Source organism: Caballeronia sp. LjRoot29 (genome assembly GCF_964252755.1).
In the GTDB taxonomy this organism is placed as follows: Bacteria; Pseudomonadota; Gammaproteobacteria; order Burkholderiales; family Burkholderiaceae; genus Caballeronia.
Genome location: NZ_CAXUPU020000005.1, coordinates 58131 through 77870, shown reverse-complemented (window position 1 = coordinate 77870; position 19740 = coordinate 58131). Strand labels below are relative to the sequence as shown.

Annotated in this window: 22 protein-coding genes; 9 read left to right on the top strand and 13 right to left on the bottom strand. The window is 58.7% G+C overall.

The window, feature by feature from the left end; translation table 11 throughout:
* Positions 1-96: 96 nt before the first annotated feature.
* The 5 genes from ACSQ83_RS07815 to ACSQ83_RS07795 form a co-directional block, all read right to left on the bottom strand.
* On the bottom strand, positions 97-555 hold the full coding sequence (locus ACSQ83_RS07815) for a hypothetical protein (protein WP_436227739.1): 459 nt from the start codon (positions 553-555) through the stop codon (positions 97-99).
* 15 nt (positions 556-570) lie between these two features.
* Positions 571-759, bottom strand: coding sequence for a helix-turn-helix transcriptional regulator (locus ACSQ83_RS07810; RefSeq protein WP_436227738.1), 189 nt, complete (start codon positions 757-759; stop codon positions 571-573).
* 273 nt (positions 760-1032) lie between these two features.
* A complete protein-coding gene (locus ACSQ83_RS07805; protein WP_436227737.1) occupies positions 1033-2172 on the bottom strand; it encodes a tyrosine-type recombinase/integrase in 1140 nt (379 codons plus the stop codon).
* A gap of 611 nt (positions 2173-2783) precedes the next feature.
* On the bottom strand, positions 2784-3179 hold the full coding sequence (locus tag ACSQ83_RS07800; protein WP_436227736.1) for a type II toxin-antitoxin system VapC family toxin: 396 nt from the start codon (positions 3177-3179) through the stop codon (positions 2784-2786).
* Positions 3179-3391: an AbrB/MazE/SpoVT family DNA-binding domain-containing protein gene (locus tag ACSQ83_RS07795; RefSeq protein ID WP_414947827.1), complete on the bottom strand. Its 213-nt coding sequence runs from the start codon at positions 3389-3391 to the stop codon at positions 3179-3181. Before ACSQ83_RS07795 ends, ACSQ83_RS07800 begins: the two co-directional genes overlap by 1 nt.
* Before the next feature lie 159 nt (positions 3392-3550).
* On the opposite strand from ACSQ83_RS07795, the gene ACSQ83_RS07790 reads away from it, so the two are divergent.
* The 4 genes from ACSQ83_RS07790 (at position 3551) to ACSQ83_RS07775 (ending at position 5157) form a co-directional block, all read left to right on the top strand.
* The gene (locus tag ACSQ83_RS07790) at positions 3551-3895 is read left to right on the top strand and encodes a hypothetical protein (RefSeq protein ID WP_436227735.1); all 345 of its coding nucleotides are present in this window, start codon (positions 3551-3553) and stop codon (positions 3893-3895) included.
* Between the two features lie 424 nt (positions 3896-4319).
* Positions 4320-4628 (top strand): hypothetical protein, encoded by a 309-nt coding sequence (locus tag ACSQ83_RS07785; protein ID WP_436227734.1) that lies wholly within the window; start codon positions 4320-4322, stop codon positions 4626-4628.
* Between the two features lie 53 nt (positions 4629-4681).
* On the top strand, positions 4682-4987 hold the full coding sequence (locus ACSQ83_RS07780; RefSeq protein ID WP_436227733.1) for a DUF433 domain-containing protein: 306 nt from the start codon (positions 4682-4684) through the stop codon (positions 4985-4987).
* Positions 4984-5157, top strand: a complete 174-nt coding sequence (locus tag ACSQ83_RS07775; protein ID WP_414947831.1) for a hypothetical protein — start codon at positions 4984-4986, stop codon at positions 5155-5157. Before ACSQ83_RS07780 ends, ACSQ83_RS07775 begins: the two co-directional genes overlap by 4 nt.
* 17 nt (positions 5158-5174) lie before the next feature.
* On the opposite strand, the gene ACSQ83_RS07770 is transcribed toward ACSQ83_RS07775, so the two are convergent.
* Positions 5175-6269, bottom strand: coding sequence for a Rieske 2Fe-2S domain-containing protein (locus ACSQ83_RS07770; RefSeq protein ID WP_436227732.1), 1095 nt, complete (start codon positions 6267-6269; stop codon positions 5175-5177).
* 296 nt (positions 6270-6565) lie between these two features.
* On the opposite strand from ACSQ83_RS07770, the gene ACSQ83_RS07765 reads away from it, so the two are divergent.
* Positions 6566-7657, top strand: coding sequence for a GGDEF domain-containing protein (locus ACSQ83_RS07765; RefSeq protein ID WP_436227731.1), 1092 nt, complete (start codon positions 6566-6568; stop codon positions 7655-7657).
* 33 nt (positions 7658-7690) lie between these two features.
* On the opposite strand, the gene ACSQ83_RS07760 is transcribed toward ACSQ83_RS07765, so the two are convergent.
* Genes ACSQ83_RS07760 through flhF form a run of 3 tightly spaced genes read right to left on the bottom strand, consistent with a single transcriptional unit; the run spans position 7691 to position 11090 of the window.
* Positions 7691-8422 (bottom strand): RNA polymerase sigma factor FliA, encoded by a 732-nt coding sequence (locus tag ACSQ83_RS07760; protein WP_299719865.1) that lies wholly within the window; start codon positions 8420-8422, stop codon positions 7691-7693.
* 30 nt (positions 8423-8452) lie between these two features.
* Complete coding sequence (locus tag ACSQ83_RS07755) at positions 8453-9385, bottom strand: MinD/ParA family ATP-binding protein (protein WP_414947834.1); 933 nt, start codon at positions 9383-9385, stop codon at positions 8453-8455.
* Complete coding sequence (gene flhF, locus ACSQ83_RS07750; protein WP_414947835.1) at positions 9378-11090, bottom strand: flagellar biosynthesis protein FlhF; 1713 nt, start codon at positions 11088-11090, stop codon at positions 9378-9380. The genes ACSQ83_RS07755 and flhF overlap by 8 nt, the downstream gene beginning before the upstream one ends.
* A gap of 550 nt (positions 11091-11640) precedes the next feature.
* On the opposite strand from flhF, the gene ACSQ83_RS07745 reads away from it, so the two are divergent.
* The 4 genes from ACSQ83_RS07745 (at position 11641) to ACSQ83_RS07730 (ending at position 14039) form a co-directional block, all read left to right on the top strand.
* Positions 11641-12309, top strand: a complete 669-nt coding sequence (locus ACSQ83_RS07745) for a cysteine hydrolase family protein (protein WP_414967636.1) — start codon at positions 11641-11643, stop codon at positions 12307-12309.
* Between the two features lie 5 nt (positions 12310-12314).
* A complete protein-coding gene (locus ACSQ83_RS07740) occupies positions 12315-13226 on the top strand; it encodes a DUF2877 domain-containing protein (RefSeq protein WP_436227730.1) in 912 nt (303 codons plus the stop codon).
* Positions 13227-13368: 142 nt separating this feature from the next.
* On the top strand, positions 13369-13791 hold the full coding sequence (locus ACSQ83_RS07735) for a hypothetical protein (protein ID WP_414967638.1): 423 nt from the start codon (positions 13369-13371) through the stop codon (positions 13789-13791).
* Positions 13788-14039, top strand: a complete 252-nt coding sequence (locus ACSQ83_RS07730; protein ID WP_414947838.1) for a hypothetical protein — start codon at positions 13788-13790, stop codon at positions 14037-14039. The genes ACSQ83_RS07735 and ACSQ83_RS07730 overlap by 4 nt, the downstream gene beginning before the upstream one ends.
* 1113 nt (positions 14040-15152) lie before the next feature.
* On the opposite strand, the gene flhA is transcribed toward ACSQ83_RS07730, so the two are convergent.
* The 4 genes from flhA to flgM form a co-directional block, all read right to left on the bottom strand.
* Positions 15153-17252 (bottom strand): flagellar biosynthesis protein FlhA, encoded by a 2100-nt coding sequence (gene flhA / locus ACSQ83_RS07725; RefSeq protein WP_414968142.1) that lies wholly within the window; start codon positions 17250-17252, stop codon positions 15153-15155.
* Entirely contained in the window at positions 17249-18478 is a 1230-nt protein-coding gene (gene flhB / locus ACSQ83_RS07720; RefSeq protein WP_436227729.1) for a flagellar biosynthesis protein FlhB, read from the bottom strand. Before flhB ends, flhA begins: the two co-directional genes overlap by 4 nt.
* Positions 18479-18725: 247 nt before the next feature.
* Positions 18726-19169: a flagella synthesis protein FlgN gene (locus ACSQ83_RS07715; protein WP_414947841.1), complete on the bottom strand. Its 444-nt coding sequence runs from the start codon at positions 19167-19169 to the stop codon at positions 18726-18728.
* 159 nt (positions 19170-19328) lie between these two features.
* Positions 19329-19679: a flagellar biosynthesis anti-sigma factor FlgM gene (flgM, locus tag ACSQ83_RS07710; protein ID WP_436227728.1), complete on the bottom strand. Its 351-nt coding sequence runs from the start codon at positions 19677-19679 to the stop codon at positions 19329-19331.
* Positions 19680-19740: the final 61 nt, after the last annotated feature.

Sequence of the window (19740 nt, the reverse complement as noted above, 5' to 3'; positions counted from 1 at the left end):
GCACTACGGTGGGCGTAGTAGAGAAGACCCCCAAAAGCACCCTTATAGCTACGGCAGGCGTAGTAGACAGCGACCTCTCTACTACGGCAGGCGTAGCTATAAGGGTGCTGCTACTACGCCCGGCGTAGTAAGGATGGTGATTTTTATTGGACTTGGCGGCTCCTTTTCTCGCCATTTGCCGCGCGGAAAGGTCTTCTGCGTCATATCCAGTTTCGGATGCTGGTCGAGTGCGAGCCAGGTGAGCGCATACAAACTGGCCTTGTTTGGCCGAGCGCCTTTTCTGGTCTCGACGACAAGACCACTTTCAAGAAGCTCTTTCTTTGCTTTTGATAGCGTGTCTTCGCTCTTCCAGCCGCGCGGCTTCATCAAGACCCACGCGATCGAGAAATCGCCATTGTTGTCGCCCGAGTATTGCGCCGCTATGTCGACCAGCAGCATCCGCGCATGGGCAGACAGGCCTAGATAAGCCACGCTGTTTAGAACAACGGTTGGGAATGCCACGAATGTCGTTCCGTCTCGCTTCTCCTTGCCGGCCTTGTATTTTCTCTTGTCCATCAGGCCCTCCTCCCGTCACTGCTGGGCCTTCTGGCGGGAATCGATCCAATCAATGACATCTCCACGGCGCCATCCCACGGCTCGCTGTGACAGCTTGACGGGTGCGGGGAATGATCCGCTTTTCACTCCGCGGTAGATCGAGCCTTTGCACAGGCAAACGAGTTTCATAAGTTCGGGAAGGCGAACGATCGGCGTATCAGTCATAGAGGCTCCAAACGCAAAAAGCCCGCGAGCCTTAATGGGCTGAGCGGGCGGTAAACGAAAAAAGCCGACTCGGTTGGAGTCGGCAGTTTGATGAGGTAAAGGTTATTTTGTGACGCGTAAACGAAAACGGCCCGCTGTTGGGCGGGCCGTCTACTGCGCAAAAACGTCACAGTGACCAAATAGTACCAATACCTATGCAGGATCGCAAGTTCCTTTTCGTCGCTTAAAGTTTATGAACGGATACCTGAGTAGCTAATTGTCCTCGGCGAGCGGTCAAAGCATCGCCACGGCGTCGAGCTTCGCGCGGGTTTTGTCATGCCGCAGATGGCCATAGTGTTTGTCAATCATGGCAGTCGACGTACCCGCTAGCTTGGCAACGATGAAGGAGTCCATGCCGTTCGCGATCATTTCGGAGATCGCCGTGTGTCGCAAGGCATACATCACGACCGCGGCCGGCAGGTTTGCCGCGGCGGCGGCGGTCTTGAATGGCTTTTTCCACGAGTCTTTGTTCCAGCGTTGGCCGAACTCAGTCGATAAGACTGGCGTTCCCGCGTCCTTGTCCTTAACCAGTGCTGCGAAGAACGCGGACGCGGCAGATGAGAGCGTAACGACACGGTGCCCTGTCTTGCCGTCTAGCTCCAGCGTTCCCTGATCTTCGTCGACGTGTTCAACGTTCGCCCTGGCCAACTCACCAGGTCGTGCGCCGGTTAAAAGCATCGCCTTCACCAGATACCTCAGATCGACCGGGCAAGCCGCCACCAGGGCTTTCCGCTGATCTGCGGGCAAGAATGCGGTTCGCCTCCTGCCAACGTCCCCGAACTTCGAAACCGTTTTCCATCCGGCATCGGTCGCCACTAGGCGATCACGCAGAGCAAGATTAAGCGCGGCCTTCAGCGACGCCAAGTTCCTGTTCGCGCTGTCTTTGGCTCGCCTGAGATCCTCCTCGTCCTCAGCATCGGCTTCGTCCTGCTCGATCTGGGCGCCCAGCCACGATTTGACGTCCGACGTGCGCAGCCGTGCCAGATCGATCTTGCCGATCTTAGCGGCATACACTAGGCGCTTGAACCGGCCTTCAGCGTCTTTCTCGCTCGCGCTGCCCTTGTGCATCGCCAGGTGCTTGACGTAATGCTCACAGGCTTGCTTGACGGTCAACCCTTTGGACGAAACGCCGGCCTCGATCGCATTGGCCCACTCGTTTGCAGCCTTCACGGCGGCGTCATAGTCGGAAAACGTGCCGAGCGCTCGATAGACCTGCTTGCCGTCCTCATCGCGGCGCCGGCCTATCCACGTTCCTTGTCCCTGCTCGGCCTTCCTGTAGCCGATGAACAGGCCGGTCTGGATGCGTGACCAATACGGTTCGCGACGCGGCTCAAGCTTCTCGCGCGCGGTCTTGGAGTTGATCGAATGAGCCATTTCAGTCCGTACGGAATCGGTACGGAAAGTCTACGTTGAACCTTGATGATCGTCAATCAACCTTAAACCCATGCTGATAAAGGCTTTAAGCCGAATCATTAAACTTCTTGAAACCTCAAAACACCTCGGTTCCCGCCCTCCGAAGGCAGGGGTTGCTGGTTCGATCCCAGCCGGGCGCACCAATATTAGTAACGATCTAAAGAATGTCCCTTCGCGTGTGTCCCGTTCTCAGGAATGTAAGGGGAGAGCGCGATCCTAGTCGGACTTGTCGCAAAACCGGCAAATGCACCTGAAATGCGAATGTACCCAAGAAGGGCCTTCCCGCCTGTACGAAAGCATTGAACGTCAACGGCCTACTTAACGTCAATTGCGCATGACCTATGGTCCAAACGTCTAGCTGAACGCATTCGCTGCGCAATGTCCGCATGCGCTATCGAGCCATGAACAGCCACGGCGTCGCAGTGCAATATCTGGGACGGATGGGCAAAACAGCTTTTCGGCGCACGCCGGTTGTCAGCTTTTGATGAGCCTCCTGCGAATGAGCGCGCTTGTAGCGTCGGAGCAGAGAGTTCGAACTGTTGGATTGGGAATGTCTGCGCCCAAGCAGGCTCTCATGAACGGGGTGGCTTAGGGAAAAACACGGCGCCTGGTAGACCGTCGAAATGCGCGTCACACGTAAGCAAATCCGCACCCTGCTGCCGTGCTGTCGCATAGACGATCGCATCTGCCGTTGCCAGTTTGTATTCCCGATGCAGTTCGGCTGCCAACAACGCAATGCCCGTGTCCAACGGAACGACTATGCATTTCTGCGTGTAGGCAATAACTTGGTCTGCTCGGTCTTCACCGACCTCGCGTACCAGCCATTTCGATAATTCGAGTTGTACGATCGTCGGCACGATGCAGCGAGACTTGTCCGGAAATTCCTTGCTCAGCTTCTTACCTAGCGTACTGTCGACTAACCACTCGACCCAGGCAGAGGTATCGATCACGCGCATTGATCTCGCCATTAGTACCGGTCCTCGCGGTCACGATAGCCGTCTTTCTTGGCGCCCCTCGCGATACCGGCCAACTGTTCCAATTCGGGTACAGGCATAACTAACACACCCTTGCCCTTCGGAATGAACACAAACTCTTGTCCCGCCTCCCAATGCTGTTCTTCACGAACCACTTTAGGAATGGAGATCTGAAATTTGCTGGATAGCGTAGCAGTGGCTGTCATTACCTTACCTCCGATATATCGATCTGGATTTAGTAAGAATACCGCTGTTCCCGTGCCATGCCAAGATGGATAGAACAAAACGGTAGGCTATATTGATTCTTGGGCCTGCGCCCACATGTGGTGGTGTAGATAAAAACGAGCATAGGCGGGCCGATAAGCATGACCAAAGCTGAACTTACCGAGAATGACCGCGCGCGTGCCGAGTTGCTATGTTTCCTCGTCGCAATCGCAGCGGCGTCGTACGTGTTGCATCACGCATGGCGCGTGGACCATGTCGTTGAATGTTGCCGTCGATGGCTTAAGAAGAATCAACTGACGATGCATTGGCTCGAGCGTGTCCGAATCGGCCAACTTGCGTTGAAGATTGCTAGTGAAGACTTGCTGGAAGCAGGGGTCGCGGTTCGTCTGTCGAGCGTGCAGGCACTCTTCACCGATGAAATGGAACTCAATAGTTCGAGCACAATGGTGCAGAGGATGATGGCGCTTTGCCACGATGCGCTTTAACGGCATCACTCCATTTGGGAGCATATTGCAGGATGTAATCTCGGAAGGTCGCTCGTAAGCGACACCGGCAGGGCGACGGCTACGTACCCGAATCCTTTCACGCGTCCATCGTAAAGCGGCGCCTGAGCCACTGCGAGCAGTAGCTAACCAGCAGCGCCGTCACCCCGACCGCGGGCGCATAACCCACCAGGCTCCAGGCTCCAGGCTCCAGGCCGCCGTACAAACATCCATGTAGCGCCCGATGCGCCTTGTTGCCGAAGGTTGCTCGCTCGCCTGTTTGGCAAAAAGAGAAGCGGAGCGTGCAGTGTCATGATGGAAAGGCGAGCTTCCCCGGGCGACGCGGATCCAAATCACAAGACTGATCGACAAAAAATGCCAAAAAACCCCGTCAAGCCGACGTTGCGCTTACCGGTAGAATGCCCACATGGAACTTACTGGCATTGGCCTATACACCCTTCAGGAAGCAGAAGGACTCACCGGCGCTCAATCGCGCGAGGTGAGCCGCTGGCCGTTCGGCTATGCGTTCAAGGGTGGTGTCGGTGCTCCACTATGGAAGTCCCAGCTTGCCGATTTTGACGAAAAGGTCATCGGTTTTCGCGACCTGATAGAACTATGCATCGTCAAGGCGTTCCGCAATCATGACGTGCCACTTCAGGTAATTCGTGGTGCGATCGGAGGCGCGAAAGCCATGTCTGGAACTGAATATCCTTTTACTGCACATCGGTTTTTTTGACCGATGGCAAATCCATCTCTGCCGAAGCGTTGCACCAACACCGCGACGCTGAAATGACCGATCTTGCCAAGCGCCAATTGGTGTTTGAACACATCGTTCGGCCGGCGTTGTACATGGGGATCGAATTTGCAGGTGACAGTCAAGCAACGCGTTGGTGTCCGCTCAATCGCAACAAGGTGATCGTGCTCGATCCGGCAATCGCGTTTGGCAACCCTGTGCTCACTGACCATGGCGTCAGAACGCATAGTGTCGCCGAGACCTTCAAGGCCGAGAAAAACAAGGAGATGGTCGCATCATTGTTTGATATCCCGCTCGCCGCAGTCGAAGCCGCCATCCGCTACGAGCAGATGGCAGCATGAAGTACTTCTTCGACAATAATCTTTCCCCGCATCTGGCTCACGCCATCCAGGAACTCTGCCGAGTGGAAAAGACTGTCGCGCGTGCCATCCATCTGCGTGATGTGCTACGTTTCGAGTGCCATGGCGGTACAGCGGCGGAAAATTCGAACAAATTCCGCTGTAGTCCATGAGCGAAGTACGACGGCCTCTATCCCCCACCCAACTCCGTCCCGTACCCCCATCCCCGTTCCCTCAAGTACTGTCGATACCCCACCGACAGTCGATCACAAACCTGATGCAACTCCGCGTGCGGATCGAGCGGAAGCCTCTTCGGCCATTGCGATTCCACTATCGGCGTGTCCTGCATCAGTATCCGCATATTGAAGTCATACAACGCTTCATCCGAGTGCGTCGACTTGTCCTCAAACACCGACACCATCCACGCCCGCGTCTCCGTTTCACTCACCGGCGACGCCACCAGCAATAGGTGCAACGCCCCCGCACCGTGCTGCGCCGCTTTCGACAGACTCGCCACCAGCGGCCGTTTCACTCGATACACATAGTAAATATCCACGCCCTCCTGTCCCGGCAATCCCGCCGGTTGCCAAAACCGGCATTGCCAAGCCTCAAGCCCGTCATCGATTGAAATTACTTCGTAATCCTGTACTTCTGCGTGCGATGCGTCACCGAGAATGCCTGTGTGCACAAACGGGAAGTGCGCCATATCGAGGAAATTCTCGACCACGCGCGGCGCCGATGAACGCACGGTCTGCGCCGCAAGATTGATCCGGCGCGCGCCCGGCCTGTCGTTTGCCGCGTACTCCGGAAAGAAATCGAGCTGACGCGACGGCTCACCAAGGCACGTCCACACCACGCCGTATTTCTCTTCCACGCGATACGTCAGCGCGCAAGCGCGCTTCGCGGGGCGTATCGACGGATTGGAGGGGATGTGGATGCACTGGCCATCGACGTCGTAACGCCAGCCATGATACGGACACGTAATCAAGCCGCCCGTCACCGATCCCAACGATAACTGCGCCCCACGATGCGGACAGCGATCACGCCAGACGTGGACATCGGTGGAGATATCGGGCGGTGCTGCCGGACCTACAGCCTCCGACGCGTTGCGCCAGACCACCAGTCGCTCGCCTGCCACTACGAACCCACGTAATTCCCCGGCGGGAACGTCGGCGCTGTTACACACAGGCAGCCATTCGCCGAGCAACGCGGCATCGCGCGCGGAGTGAGAGTCATCGGTAGCGTTTATGTCGCCAGTTGAAAGCGCGGATTCAAAGGGTTGCATCGGGCGTCGAAAAATCTACGTAGTGAATAAGAAGCCAAGAAGCCAAATGAAGGTCCGAACATCGATTCGAAAACAAGCGAGGCACAAACGCAACTCGCCAAAACAAAATACCCGGGCGCGCCGCGTGCGTACCACTCGTCCCAAGTGGATCGTAACGAATCAGCATCGGTCCGCCAAAATCTGGCTGAATCAGGCGATTTTCGGCCACTTTTTAGCGACGCAGTACGATTGCAATTCTGCACTACGCAGAAACTGCATAAAACGCGGCATCGATCAGCACATCAGGGAGACTCAGAATGGGGCAGGCGAATGACCCCTTGCATCGGCACCGCGGTTACGTGTGGTCGACTTTTCTCGATCCGGAAAAAGAGCAGGCGACGCTAAGAGTCATACTGTGCGGCCTCGCAACGGCCGTGTACGGCGTGCTGGCGTGGACCATTCCAACGCCCGCCGCCTTTGCCAGCTTCCATGCGCTCGCGCTCTATCTGATCTATGGAGTAGCGACGCGGCTAATCATCAGCAGAATGCAACGGCAGTCGAATCTGCGCCTCGCATTCACCACTGTCGCCGATCAGGCCCTGCTCACCGTGATCCTGGGTGCCGGAGGCGCACTCACCTTGCCCATGCTATGGGCGGTCTTCCTCTTTCTGATCGGCGCGGGCGGGCGTTACGGCAAGCGCACGCTGGCATTGTCGTGTGTCACGGCGATGGTGGGCATCGTCGCGTTGTCGGTGCTGCAGCCGTGGTGGATGATCAATCGCTCCGCGGCGCTCGGGATTGGCTTGAGTGTGTTCGGCGCATCGGTCTACCTCGCCGTGCTGGTCGGCCGGCTCGGCAGTGCGAACCGCGACCTCGCGCTCAAGGCGGGCACCGACCCGCTCACGGGTTTGAGCAACCGCTACATGCTGGAGCAGACCATCGGCCGGGCAATGATCGCGATATCGACGGGACAGGAAGGCGCGACCGCGTTGCTGATGATCGATCTCGACGGCTTCAAGGAAGTCAACGATACCTATGGCCACGAAGTCGGCGACGTCGTGCTGCAAACTTTCGCGGGCCTGCTGGCAAGAAGGGTAAGAACCACCGATACAGTCGCGCGGCTAGGCGGCGATGAATTTGTCGTGCTGGCGCGGCACGTGACGGGCAATCACGCGGTGCAGACGGTGGCAAACGGCGTGCACGCGGTGCTCGAGGAAATGAAGTCGGTGCAGGACCGGGTGGTGAATGTATCGGCGAGCATTGGTGCTTGCCTGATCTCGCCGGACTTGAGTCCCGGCTACAGAGATATTGCCGTGCTGATGCGCGCCGCCGATCGCGCGATGTATCGCGCCAAGTCATTGGGCAAAGGCCAGACAGAGTTCGCGGCGGACGCGGATTTCGAAACCTGACTGGTTTCCATCCGTCTTTTCATTCGCCGATACTCAAGCCTCCACGCCCGACCAAGCCTGTTCCCGCAACTTGGCCCGCAGCCGCGCAACGGCCTGGCTATGCAACTGGCAGACACGCGATTCGCTGACTTCCATCACGGCGCCAATTTCGCGCAGATTCAAGCCCTTCTCGTAGTACAAGCTCATCAGCAGCTTTTCGCGCTCAGGCAATTTATCGATTGCCTCGACCAGCGCCGAACGCAAGCTTCCATCGAGCAACGCGGAAAGCGGGTCGGCTTTATCGACGCAATAACGATCGAGAAACGGCTCGTCATCGGAAGACCGGTCGAAGTCTTCGTAATAGATCAACTGGCTGCCATGCAGATCCTGCAGCATGGCCTGATATTCGATCAGCGGCATGTTCAGATGCTCAGCCACTTCCTGCTCGCTCGCCGAGCGTCCAAGATGCTGTTCAACCTTGTGCACCGCGGATTCCACTTCGCGCGAAGTCTTGCGCATGCTGCGCGGAAGCCAGTCGTTGGCGCGCAACTCGTCGAGCATCGCGCCGCGAATCCGCTGGCTGGCGTAGGTCTCGAACTGAGCGCCTTGATCTTCTTTATAACGGCTGGCGGCATCGAGCAAACCGATCATGCCGGCCTGGATCAAGTCATCCAGATCGACGCTAGCCGGCATTTTCGCCACGAGTTGCAGGCCAAGCCGGCGCACCAACGGTGCGTAGCGGGTCAGGACCTCGGACTGTGACAGTTTTCCCTGGGCGTTATACATCGCATTCACCTTGTTCCTTCTCTTGCTGCATCACACGGACGCGGCGCTGCTCATCGCAAGCTGCATCAATGGTGTTTCCGTGCGGCGAACCGCGCCGGAGTTGATCGAGCGCTCCAATCCGTGCGGCGTTTCCGCTCGCAAGGACTGCACGGGCCATTCAAACTGCGACGCTTTCGGCATCGGCCAGTACTGCAATTCAGCGGCAATCTGCCGATAATCCCGGGCGGCCGCCGTCGCCGGAAAAGCTTCCACCGCGCAACGCGATAGTTCATGCGCCCGCGCCACGCGCGGATCTTCTGCTACGCAACCGGCAGGCATGAGTTGCACCGCGAGATAACGATTGGCGACGCCGGCGAGGTTATCGAAGGCGATTTTCGCGTCTGCGCCGTTCTTCACGTGATTCACGACAACCCGGAACCGGCCGATCGCGTGTGCGTAGTGCAGACGCTTGATGCAGGCGTACGCCTCGGTGATCGCGGCGGGCGCTACGCGGGTCACGATCACGAAGTCGTGCGCTTGCACGGCCAGATTTGAGAGCGCGCCGCTGCGATCGAGCTGGGTATCGATCAGGACGACATCGGCGGGTCCGTCAAGCAGCACCCGGCAATGCGCAGCGTCCTGGCTGATGCGTTCATCGCGAGGCGCGGCAATCACCGAAAAGCCGAACGGCGTGCGCGTGACGGCGTCCTGCAAAAAACGCTTGCCGGACAAGACCGCGCCCAGTGCACCGTTATCCGGCACCTTGGCCAGCCGGGTCACCGACAACCCGTTCTGGCGTTCATCGATTACCAGCACATCCTTGCCTTGCGCGGCGAGGGCGGACGCGAGGTTCACCACCGTCGACGTATTGCCGCTTCCGCCCATTCCACCTGCCGGGGCGCCACACACCGCGACGACCCGCGAGCCATTGCGCGTCAGCAGCCGGCGCAGGCCTTCAGCCTGATCGGACACGAACTTATCCAAAGTGAACCTCATGCAGTTCGGTGGAAGCGCGCGCGGAAAGCGCGGACAGGAGCGGCGGCACATCGTCGTCTTGCGGCACGAACGGCGAGCCGTCGCGCGGGATGCAGAAGGCGCTTTTAATCAGGAAGCGCTTGGTCGCGACATACAGGTTTTCCGGCACCTTCTGTCCCGTCGATACGTAATGCACGGGCAGCTTGTAGCGGATCACGGTGTCGAGCACGCCGCCCAGGTTCGTGGCTTCGTCGAGCTTGGTCAGGATGCAGCCCGCGAGCGGCGGCTGGTCCGGCGTGCTCTGGTACGCCTGAACTACTTCGTTTAACGTATCGCCGTGGCTGGTTGCGTTGAGCAGCAGCAGGCGTTGCACCGGATGGCCGGCGCCGCACAACATGGCGATGTGATCGGCCACAGTGCGGTCACGCTGGCTCATGCCAATCGTGTCGATGAGAACAATGTGCTTGTTACGCAGTTCGGAGAGCGCGAGTTGAAGGTCGCCCGCGTCTTTCACCGCATGCACCGATACCCCGAGGATCTTGCCGAAAATACGCAGCTGTTCGTGCGCGCCGATCCGGTAGCTGTCGGTGGTAAGCAGCGCGACCTTGCTGGCGCCAAAGCGCATTACGCAGCGCGCGGCGAGCTTGGCGGTGGTCGTGGTCTTGCCTACGCCCGTCGGTCCCATCAGCGCGAAAACGCCGCCGCGGTTCATCATCGATTCTTCGCTGTCCATGACGGGCAGGTTGTTTTCGAGCACTTGCTGAACCCATTCCATCGACGCTTCGGCTTGTTCGATCTCCGGCATGTTGTCGATCAGCATCCGGACCAGTTGCGCGGAGAAACCAGCAGCGAACAGGCGCTTGGTCAGTGCGGCGTGGTTCGGGCTGCGGCGTTGGCGATCACCCCACAGCAAGCCGGCGAAGTGCTCTTCCATCATGCCGCGCATCGACGACAGTTCATTCATGACGGTGTCGTTCACGACTTGCTCCATGCGGCTGCGGATGGCTTCAGTCACAGCGGCAGCCGCCGATGCCGGCAGGCCCGCGAACGCGCCTTCCTGCATCGAACTGGCGGATTGGGCCGCGGACGTGTTGGCTTCCTGCTGGAACTGGGCCTGTGCGGTTTTTTGTTCTGCGCGGCGAGCGGCGAGTTGCGCCGCTTCGCGGGTCCATCCCGGGGCTTGCGAGGATGCCTGCGGCGTGACGGTCACGGGATTACCCAATCCCTTCGCAATCGCCGACGATGCGCTCAGCGCGCGCTGCGGCGCGGTTTCAGCGGCCGACTGCGCCACCCGGCGGGCATGTTCGATCAGCCAGGGATTCGATTCAGCCATCGTGCGCGATACGTCGTCTGCTTGCGGTTCCGGCTCGAAATCATCCAGCGGTTCGGGATTGGCGCCGAACACTGACGAAAAGACATCGCCGTTCGCGTAGGGGTTGGAACCCGCGTTCGAATTCGAACTCGGCTGCTCGTAGGACCGTGACGGCCCCGCCAACTGATGATTGCCGGCCGACTCCCGCAGCTTCATTTCGCGATGCTGAGCGGCGGCTTTCGGAGATATCTTCGCGAGATCGCCGTCGGCGACCGCAACGATCTCGACGCTGCCGTCTTCGGTTACCCGATTTGACAACACGACCGCATCGGGGCCCAGTGCTTCACGGACGAGCCGGAACGCTTCGCGACTCGTGGCACCGATGAATTTGCGGATGTTCATTTACCCCCCGATGAGCTCGCGCTCACTTTGATCTGTTGCGGTTGACCGGTGCGCCACGTTTTGAGCGACGTACCGTTTTCCTGTGAATGAATTATTGCAAGGGTGGGTGTCGGGCCATCGGCTGATAAGAGCCGGGAAAGCGGGGTAATTCGGGAGATCGATGCCGGAAGCGGTTCGCGGGCGGCATCGGGGAAGTGCGGGAAGGTTTAAACGTCAGACAATTGCAATGGTGTTCACGGCAACTGCAATGAAACACTCGTAGAGATATTTCATTACCCGTCGTGTTATTCCGCTGCAGGGCCGCGGTGATTATTTCGCCTTTCGTTTTATTGTTCCGCAACACCGCGCCCTATAGTTCGTAATATCGATCTTATTGAGTTTTTGAAACGACTTCAATCAAGTTTGAAAATCAATGAACAGTGATTGACTCGACAAAATATCTATCGTCCATCAAGACGAACCTACCTATAATAAATCGAAGGACAATTCAAATAAATTGCAATAGCAGAGCATGCATTTCACGTCCTGACATTAATCAAGGAATATAAAAATGGCGGAAAAACTATTTCACGCACAACCATTCCCACTCCCGTTCGATACAAAAACAACTGCACCGGTCGTGATCGAGATGCAGCGTGATTTTGTCGAGCCGGGAGGCTTTGGTGAAGCGTTGGGAAACGAGGTCTCTCTCGTGCGCAGCGCGATTGTCCCGTGCGGGAAAGTGCTGAAGGCGGCGCGTGACGCGCAGCTGCTGGTGATCCATACGCGTGAGGGTCACCGTGCCGACCTGGCCGATTGTCCGCCTGCAAAACTGACGCGCGGCGGCAAGACGTTCATTGGCACGGACGGCCCCATGGGCCGCATCCTGGTTCGCGGCGAGGCCGGGCACGACATCATTCCAGAGCTGTACCCCACGTTCGGCGAACCGATTATCGACAAACCGGGTAAGGGCGCATTTTATGAAACCGACCTGCAACTAATCCTGCAAGACCACGAGATCAAGACGCTTGTCGTGTGCGGGGTGACCACTGAAGTCTGCGTGACTACGACCGTTCGCGAAGCGAATGACCGCGGCTACGAATGCATTATTCCGGCGGATTGCATCGGATCGTATTTTCCGGAATTCCAGAAATCCGCGCTGGAGATGATCAAGGCGCAGGGCGCAATCTTCGGCTGGGTCAGCGACGCAGCCGCCATTGTCGACGGCTTGCGTGGCTGACTTGCGTGACTGACATCAGCCGGACCGCCATGGCGCGCCTCCTCACTTTTCCCGTGTGCTCGGTCGGTTATATGGCGGAGCACGGGCCGCACGAGACGCTGCGGTTCTGGGTTCATAGCTGCTTTGAGCACGCCATGAACATGGCGTCGGCGAGCGGCGAGTTGTTGACCTTGCTGAGTCCACGGTATCAGAACCTGCCCACGGCGATCAGGCTTGCAACGCCGCCGGGCCGGGATTGGCGGCATCAGGCGCACTCTCGCCAGCCCGTCACGCTGGAGAACAACGAGCTGCTGCGCGGCACGCTCTGGCGGGCGAACCTGAGCCTAGCGCCGTGCTGGCGCCCTGGAGCGGATCGCGTGCAGAGCGGCCAATCGCCGCGCGTGCTGCTGGCGGCGTATCCGGTGCTGGCGAGCCAGTTGTTGGAGTACTGCATGGAGCGCGAGGTGCGCAGCAGCCTGCAGTTACTGCCGGGCTCGCCACCGGGCGGCCGCAAATCTCGCTTGAACCCCGAGGACGGAAAGGCGGAGCTGGAAAGCGGTGTTGCGGAACTGATCGGTTACGGCGCCGGGCTGACGCCGGATGGCGACGACTATCTGCTGGGTTATCTGGCGTCGTTATGGCCGTGGCAGCACCTTGGCGCCATATCCGCTCATTTGAAACTATTGCGTCCGGCAATCAAGAGTCAGCTTCACCGGACGACCAGTATCAGCCGGCATTATCTGGAACTTGCGTTACAGGGACACTATTCACAATCAATCCATCATTTGACGAGCCTCCTGATTCACGGAACCACACCGGCAGTCATGAAACTTTCGGCAATCAATGTGATGAAATTCGGCTCGTCATCGGGCGCGGATTGTCTCGGAGGTTTTCTGCACGGAATAAGAGTGCTTGGGAAAGTAGAGCGGAAGGAATGAACTGATCCTTTATACGGATTAGCGGAAAAACAGTATTGAGTTAATCGGGCCGATGGCATCCAGCATATGTAACGCCGGGTTCGCCAGGCGGACACTTGGCTGAATCTCGACCATGCAAGTGTAACGATTACCGGAAGCTGAAATGAGCATAAGAACCAAGGTCTTCAAGAACATGTATCAGGACTCTGTTTCCCTGATGCAGATATCCGCGCACATCTCGATGCTTGACGGCATCGAGCAGGCCTCCGTGGTGATGGGAACGAGCACCAACCTGGCGCAATTGCGTGACGCCGCGCTGGACGACGGTTGTAAAGCCGGTCCGAACGACCTCGTGATCGCGGTGCGCGGGGAGATTGCTGCATGCGACGGCGCGCTCGTCATTGCGGAGGAGCGTTTGAACAGCAAGCCGGAAGAGTCGAGTGGCGACGGTGTACGCCCGCCGCCGCTTGGTAGCCTCGAGATGGCGGTGGAACAGCAGGCGGCATCGAATCTCGCCTTGATCTCGATCCCGGCGATTACGCCGCCGCCGAAGCAATCAAGGCGCTGCGGTTGGGGCTGTCGGTGATGCTTTTCAGCGACAACGTCAGCCTCGCCCACGAGCGCGCAATCAAGACGCTCGCACGCGAAAAAAACCTGCTGGTGAAGGTGCTGACGTTCGTTGCGTGGATCTTCGGATCGCTGGTCGGGTTCATGACGGTGAAGGGTGTGTTTTCCTTCACGAGCATTCCGTCGCTCGATTCGATAATCGTCGCGTGTGCTTGTTATGCGATTTTTAGTCGGGTTACCAGGTTGCGAGGGGTTGCACGGCTTTGAGGGCGTTCGCACTTGGTCTGGTGTTTGGTGCCGGGTTGCGCGGGTTCTAGCGTTAGCGGTCGGGTGCAGTGCCGGGTTGCCAGGTTCTAGCGTTAGCGGTCTGAGTCATTGCCGGGTTGCTGCTTTCCAGGTCTTCGCGGGTTTTATGTTGGCTGATTTCTTTATCACGCCACTGCGCGTGGCGGCACGTCATTTCTTGGTCCTTAGCGAAAAAGAAACGAAGCAAAGAAAACGCTTTCACCGCTCTACCCTAAGTGTCCACAGCGTGCAGTTTTGATTCATGGGTGCCCCAAAAGCACGGTGCTCGCCAGAGCTTAGGATGTGTGAACCCCTCCTTCTCGCGAATCCTGACAGTAAAACGCTTCGCCCCGTACGCTCTCGGGCAAGCACTAGCGACTGAACCTGCCCAAGGAACACCCCGCGCTATCCGCGGAAAACCAATCACTGAATTTGTACGCATGACGAACCAAAATGCCAACACACCTCTAAACAAGCACACCAAAACGCGTGAGGCCGTACCCAAGAATTCCATGCAACCGACCAATCAACTCACCAAAAATTGAAGCAGTAGTACGCATCAGGCTGGGATTGGCGAAGCTGGCCACGCTTCTGCAGCGCAGACCACTCAACCAAGCTACAAAGAGACGGAGCCGCAAAAACGCGTAAGGCCGTGCAGGTCCGTGGGGCAAGGGTGCTTGCCCGAGAGCGTACGGGGCGAAGCGTTTTACTGTCAGGATTCGCGAGAAGGAGGGGTTCACACATCCTAAGCTCTGGCGAGCACCGTGCTTTTGGGGCACCCGTGAATGAAAACTGCACGCTGTGGACACTTTGGGTAGAGCGGTGAAAGCGTTTTCTTTGCTTCGTTTCTTTGTCGCTAACCGCTAAGGACCAAGAAATGACGCGCCGCCACGCGCAGTGGCTAATAGTGATAAAGAAAACATCGAACACTAAACCCGCAAAAACCTGGAAAGCAGCAACCCGGCGATGACTCCGACCGCTAACGCCAGAACCCGTGCAACCCGGCAATGAACCAGACCGCTAACCCCAGAACCTGGCAACCTGGCATTGACCCCAACCCATACCCGTCCACGCCCAAACCCCGAGCGCCAGCGATCACCCCTGCCCAATCAAATTCATCACCTTGATATTCCGTGTATCCGGAACCTCTGCATACGACAATACCTTCAACTGCGGCAAACTCCTCCGCAGAAACCTCGCAAGCATCGCCCGCAACGAATGTTGCACCAAAAGCACCGGTGGCAATCCCATGTTCTGCTGACGCAAAATCGCGTTCTGGGTTGAGTTCAACAGCGTCTGCGCCAAGCCCGGCTCCAGCCCTGGATTCGCACCCGTCTGCAACGCCTGCGACAACACCCGCTCCAGATTCGGGTCCAATCCCATCACCTGCAACTCGCCACTGCCCGGATACCACTGCTGCGTAATCGCGCGGCCCAACGCAAGACGCACCGCCGCAGTCAGGTCGTATGCATCCGATATCTTCGGCGCGTGTTCCTGCAATGCGTCCAAAATCGTGCGCATATCGCGGATAGGAACGCCTTCGTCCAGCAAGTTCTGCAACACCTTCTGTAAGCTCGTCAACGCCAACGTCTTCGGCACCAGATCGTCCGTCAACGAAGGCGTGTCCTTGCCAACGCGCTCCAGCAACGCCTGCACTTCCTGACGGCCCAGCAATTCGGCCGCGTGCGTCACGACCAGATGGTTAAGGTGAGTCGCCACGACGGTGCTGGCATCGACCACGGTGTAGCCGTAGACCTGCGCCTGTTCGCGCAGGTTTGTATCGATCCACACAGCTGGCAAACCAAACGCCGGATCCTGCGTCGGATTTCCCGGCAACGTCGCCGAGACCTGCCCCGGGTTGATCGCAAGCCATTGGCCCGGGAACGCTTCGCCAACACCCACTTCCACGCCCTTCAACGCAATCCGATAACCATTCGGACGCAACTCCAGGTTGTCGCGGATATGGATCACCGGCGGCAGGAAGCCGATTTCCTGCGCAAACTTCTTGCGAATTCCCTTGATCCGCTTCAACAACTCGCCGTCCGCATTCCGGTCGACCAGCGGTATCAGCCGATACCCCACCTCGAGCCCAAGCGGATCGATCATCGCAACATCGTCCCAGCTCGCTTCCGTATTTTCGAGCGGCGCAGCGGCGGCAGGCACAACGTCGGTTACCAGCGACGCTTTCTTCTTCGCCAAAATGCGCTGGTTCATGGAACGCGCGGCGTAGATCAAACCGCCGCCCAGCAGCAAGAACGCGAAGTGCGGCATGCCCGGAATCAACCCCATGATCCCGATGATCACGCCCGTAATCATCAACACGCGCGGGTTGTTGAAGAGTTGCCCCGTCAACTGCGTACCAATGTCCTCTTCAGTCGCCACGCGCGACACGATCACGCCCGCTGCCGTCGAAATGATCAGCGACGGGATCTGCGCGACGAGGCCATCGCCGATGGTCAGCAACGTGTAGTTCGTGGCCGCGTGCGCGAAGTCCATGTCGTGCTGGAGCATCCCGACAATCAAGCCGCCCACGATGTTGATGATCATGATCATCAAGCCCGCGATCGCATCGCCGCGAACGAACTTGCTGGCGCCATCCATGGAGCCGTAGAACTCGGCTTCCTGCGCTACTTGCAAGCGGCGCTTGCGCGCTTGATCTTCGTTGATGAGGCCGGCGTTCAAGTCGGCATCGATAGCCATCTGCTTGCCCGGCATTGCATCGAGCGTGAAGCGCGCGCCCACTTCGGCAATCCGCCCCGCGCCCTTGGTAATCACCATGAAGTTGATGATCATCAGGATCACGAACACCACGATACCGACCGCGAAATTCCCGCCCACCAGGAAGTGGCCGAACGATTCGATCACCTGGCCGGCGGCATCGGGGCCGGTATGGCCTTCGAGCAAAACGATCCGCGTGGACGCTACGTTCAGCGACAAACGCAGCAGCGTGGAGAACAGCAGCACGCTCGGGAACGCGGCGAAGTCGAGCGGCTTCTGCGTGTACATGCTGACGAGCAACACCATCACCGACAGCGCGATGTTGAACGTGAACAGCAAGTCGAGCAAAAAGGCCGGCAGCGGCAAGATCATCATGCCGAGGATCATGCAGATCAGCACCGGGCCGGCTAAAGCCCGCAAATTCTGCGATCCCAATGCGTCAGGGCGCTTCGAGAAAAATCCGGCGCGCGCGTTCATGCTTTGCTTCCTTTCATCGGGTCATTTCCATCATTGGCGGCAGAGTCGGGAGCCAAGGCTTCAGCGGCTTCCTGATCGGCTTCTGATTCGGGGACGCTGCCTTTATCGAGTTCGGGAGGAACGTCGAGGTTCTCGGGTTCGTCCGGCCGGCTGCCGCCGTCTTTCTTGAACTTGCGCAACTGGTACACCCACGCCAGCACCTGCGCGACGGCGCCGTACAGCGCGCCCGGAATCTCGCGGTCGATCTCGACGTTGTGATACAGCGCCCGTGCAAGCGGCGGCGCTTCGAGCAGCGGTACGTTATGTTCGAGCGCCAGTTCGCGGATACGCGCGGCCACGAGGTTCACGCCCTTCGCGACGACCCTCGGCGCGCGCATTTCGCCATCGGCATATTTCAGCGCGACGGCGAAGTGGGTCGGGTTAGTGACGATCACGTCGGCGGTAGGGACGGAAGTCATCATCCGGCGGCGGGCAGCGGCACGTTGCTGCGCACGAATGCGCGCCTTCACCGCCGGATCACCATCGCTTTCACGATGCTCGCGCTTAACCTCCTCCTTGCTCATGCGCAGCTTCTTGGCGTGCGAAAAGAGCTGGTACGGGACATCGACCGCAGCGACGAGGAACAGCCCCGCTATCGCCGTGCCGCAGCAGACCACGAGCAAGTGCATGGCGTCGGCGAGCGCGAGGCTCAGCGGTTTCGTGACGAGGCCCAGCACCTGGTCCTTGCGGGTCCACATCGCCCAACCGGCCAGTCCGCCGACCACCAGGGTCTTCAGGATCGACATGCCGAGCGCGATCGGCCCTTGTATCGAGAAGATCTTGCCGAGCCCGCTGATAGGATTCAGGCGGCTGAATTTCGGCGACAAGACCTGGGTGCTGAGCAGCCAGCCGCCGAGCGCCAAGGGCGAGCCGGCCGCAGCGAGGGCCGTCAGCGCGAGCACCGGCCATAAGGCCATGAAACCTTCCTTGCCGGCAGCGGACGCGCCAATCAGCATCTGGTTGGTATCGAGGACAGTGTTGTGATTGAACGTGAACGCGCCGCGCAAGATGGCCTGCATATGCAGGCTGACGGGACCGGAGAATCCCCAGATGCCGACAAATCCCGCAGCAAGCAACGCGAACGACGTCAGCTCCCGCGAGCGCGCGACCTGGCCTTCCTCCCGCGCCTTTTCGAGGCGCTTGGGAGTGGCTGATTCGGTCTTTTCGACGTCACTCTCTTCTGCCACTTCGCTGTGCTCCAGTCCTGCCGGGCTTCCGTGAAAGCCTGACGCATTGATCCAGTGGAGCGATTATTGCGAAAAGCAGCGAGCGGCCATCGCGTGATCAGGGCGGAGAAACGGGGGTAATTCGGGCGATGGAAGGGGCGCGGAGCTTAGACGGCCACGTGAAATGAAAAACGCGCCGGTCCCGAAATGGGACACAGCGCGCAGCGAAGCGTTTTGAATCGGCCGGCCTTTGAACGCAGAACCGGTTTTACACCCCGTAGATCCCCGGCACACGCCCATCGGGACCATAGAACGCCGACTTCGGCGGCGCCATGGTCAATGCGGCAAGCGCGTTACGGTTGTATTCCATGCGTGAGCGGATCAGCACGCCAATGCTGTTATTGCCGCGCCTCGCGCGTCCCGCCGCGGCGAGCAATTCCTGCCAGCGCGAGGCCAGCGCCTCGTCGCCGGTAACGGCTTTTTCCATGCCGATAAAACCCTTCGGCAGTCCAAGCGCGTCAAGTTGCTCGTCGCGCTGGCGTTCCAGTGCGGCAAGCTGCTCGGTCAACGCAGTTTTTTGTTCGATGATCGAAGGCAGCGTTTCAAGCGGCGAGGCCGCAATCAGCGCTTTCTCTTCGTGGACCAGCAGCGACTCGAACGCCTGAACGGCAGCGGTTTCGTCAATAACAGTGGCAAGCAGGGCGTCTTTCATGGGCGACTCGCTAAAAACTCCGGCCCGCATTCATAGCGGTGCCAAGGTCAAAAAAAGCCGCCCGGCGCTGCATCGTGGAAACGATGCGTTTATCTGAAGCCTATCGTCCTGTGCCACGGGCTCGCTCTGCGCGTCGCCTGCAACACATAGCCGCTATGCTCAGCCACCGGCCGGCGGGGTATTCGTTTGAATCAGTTCACGTGCGCTGCTCAGCATGCCGTCGGCGATATTGCCCGAATCGACCTTGTAGCTGCCGTCGTTCAGCGCGGCCTTGATCGACGCGACTTTCGCCGTATCGATATCTGCCGACGAACCCGACGTGCGCAAATCCGTCGACAGCGCCGACAAGCTCACGGTCGAATTCGAACTTCCGGCGCCGCCGGTGCTGCTGGTGCTGCTGGTCGTGCCGCCCGTCGTGCTGGTCGGTTGCGCGTCGGCTTGCGCCGCACGCTGTTGTGCAGCTTCTTGCAATGCTGCGATCTGGCTGGTGTTGCTGGAATCGATTTTCACGATGGTCTTCCCTGACGATGTGATCCTTTTATCGGCGGACCGATGTAAAAACTTTAACCCT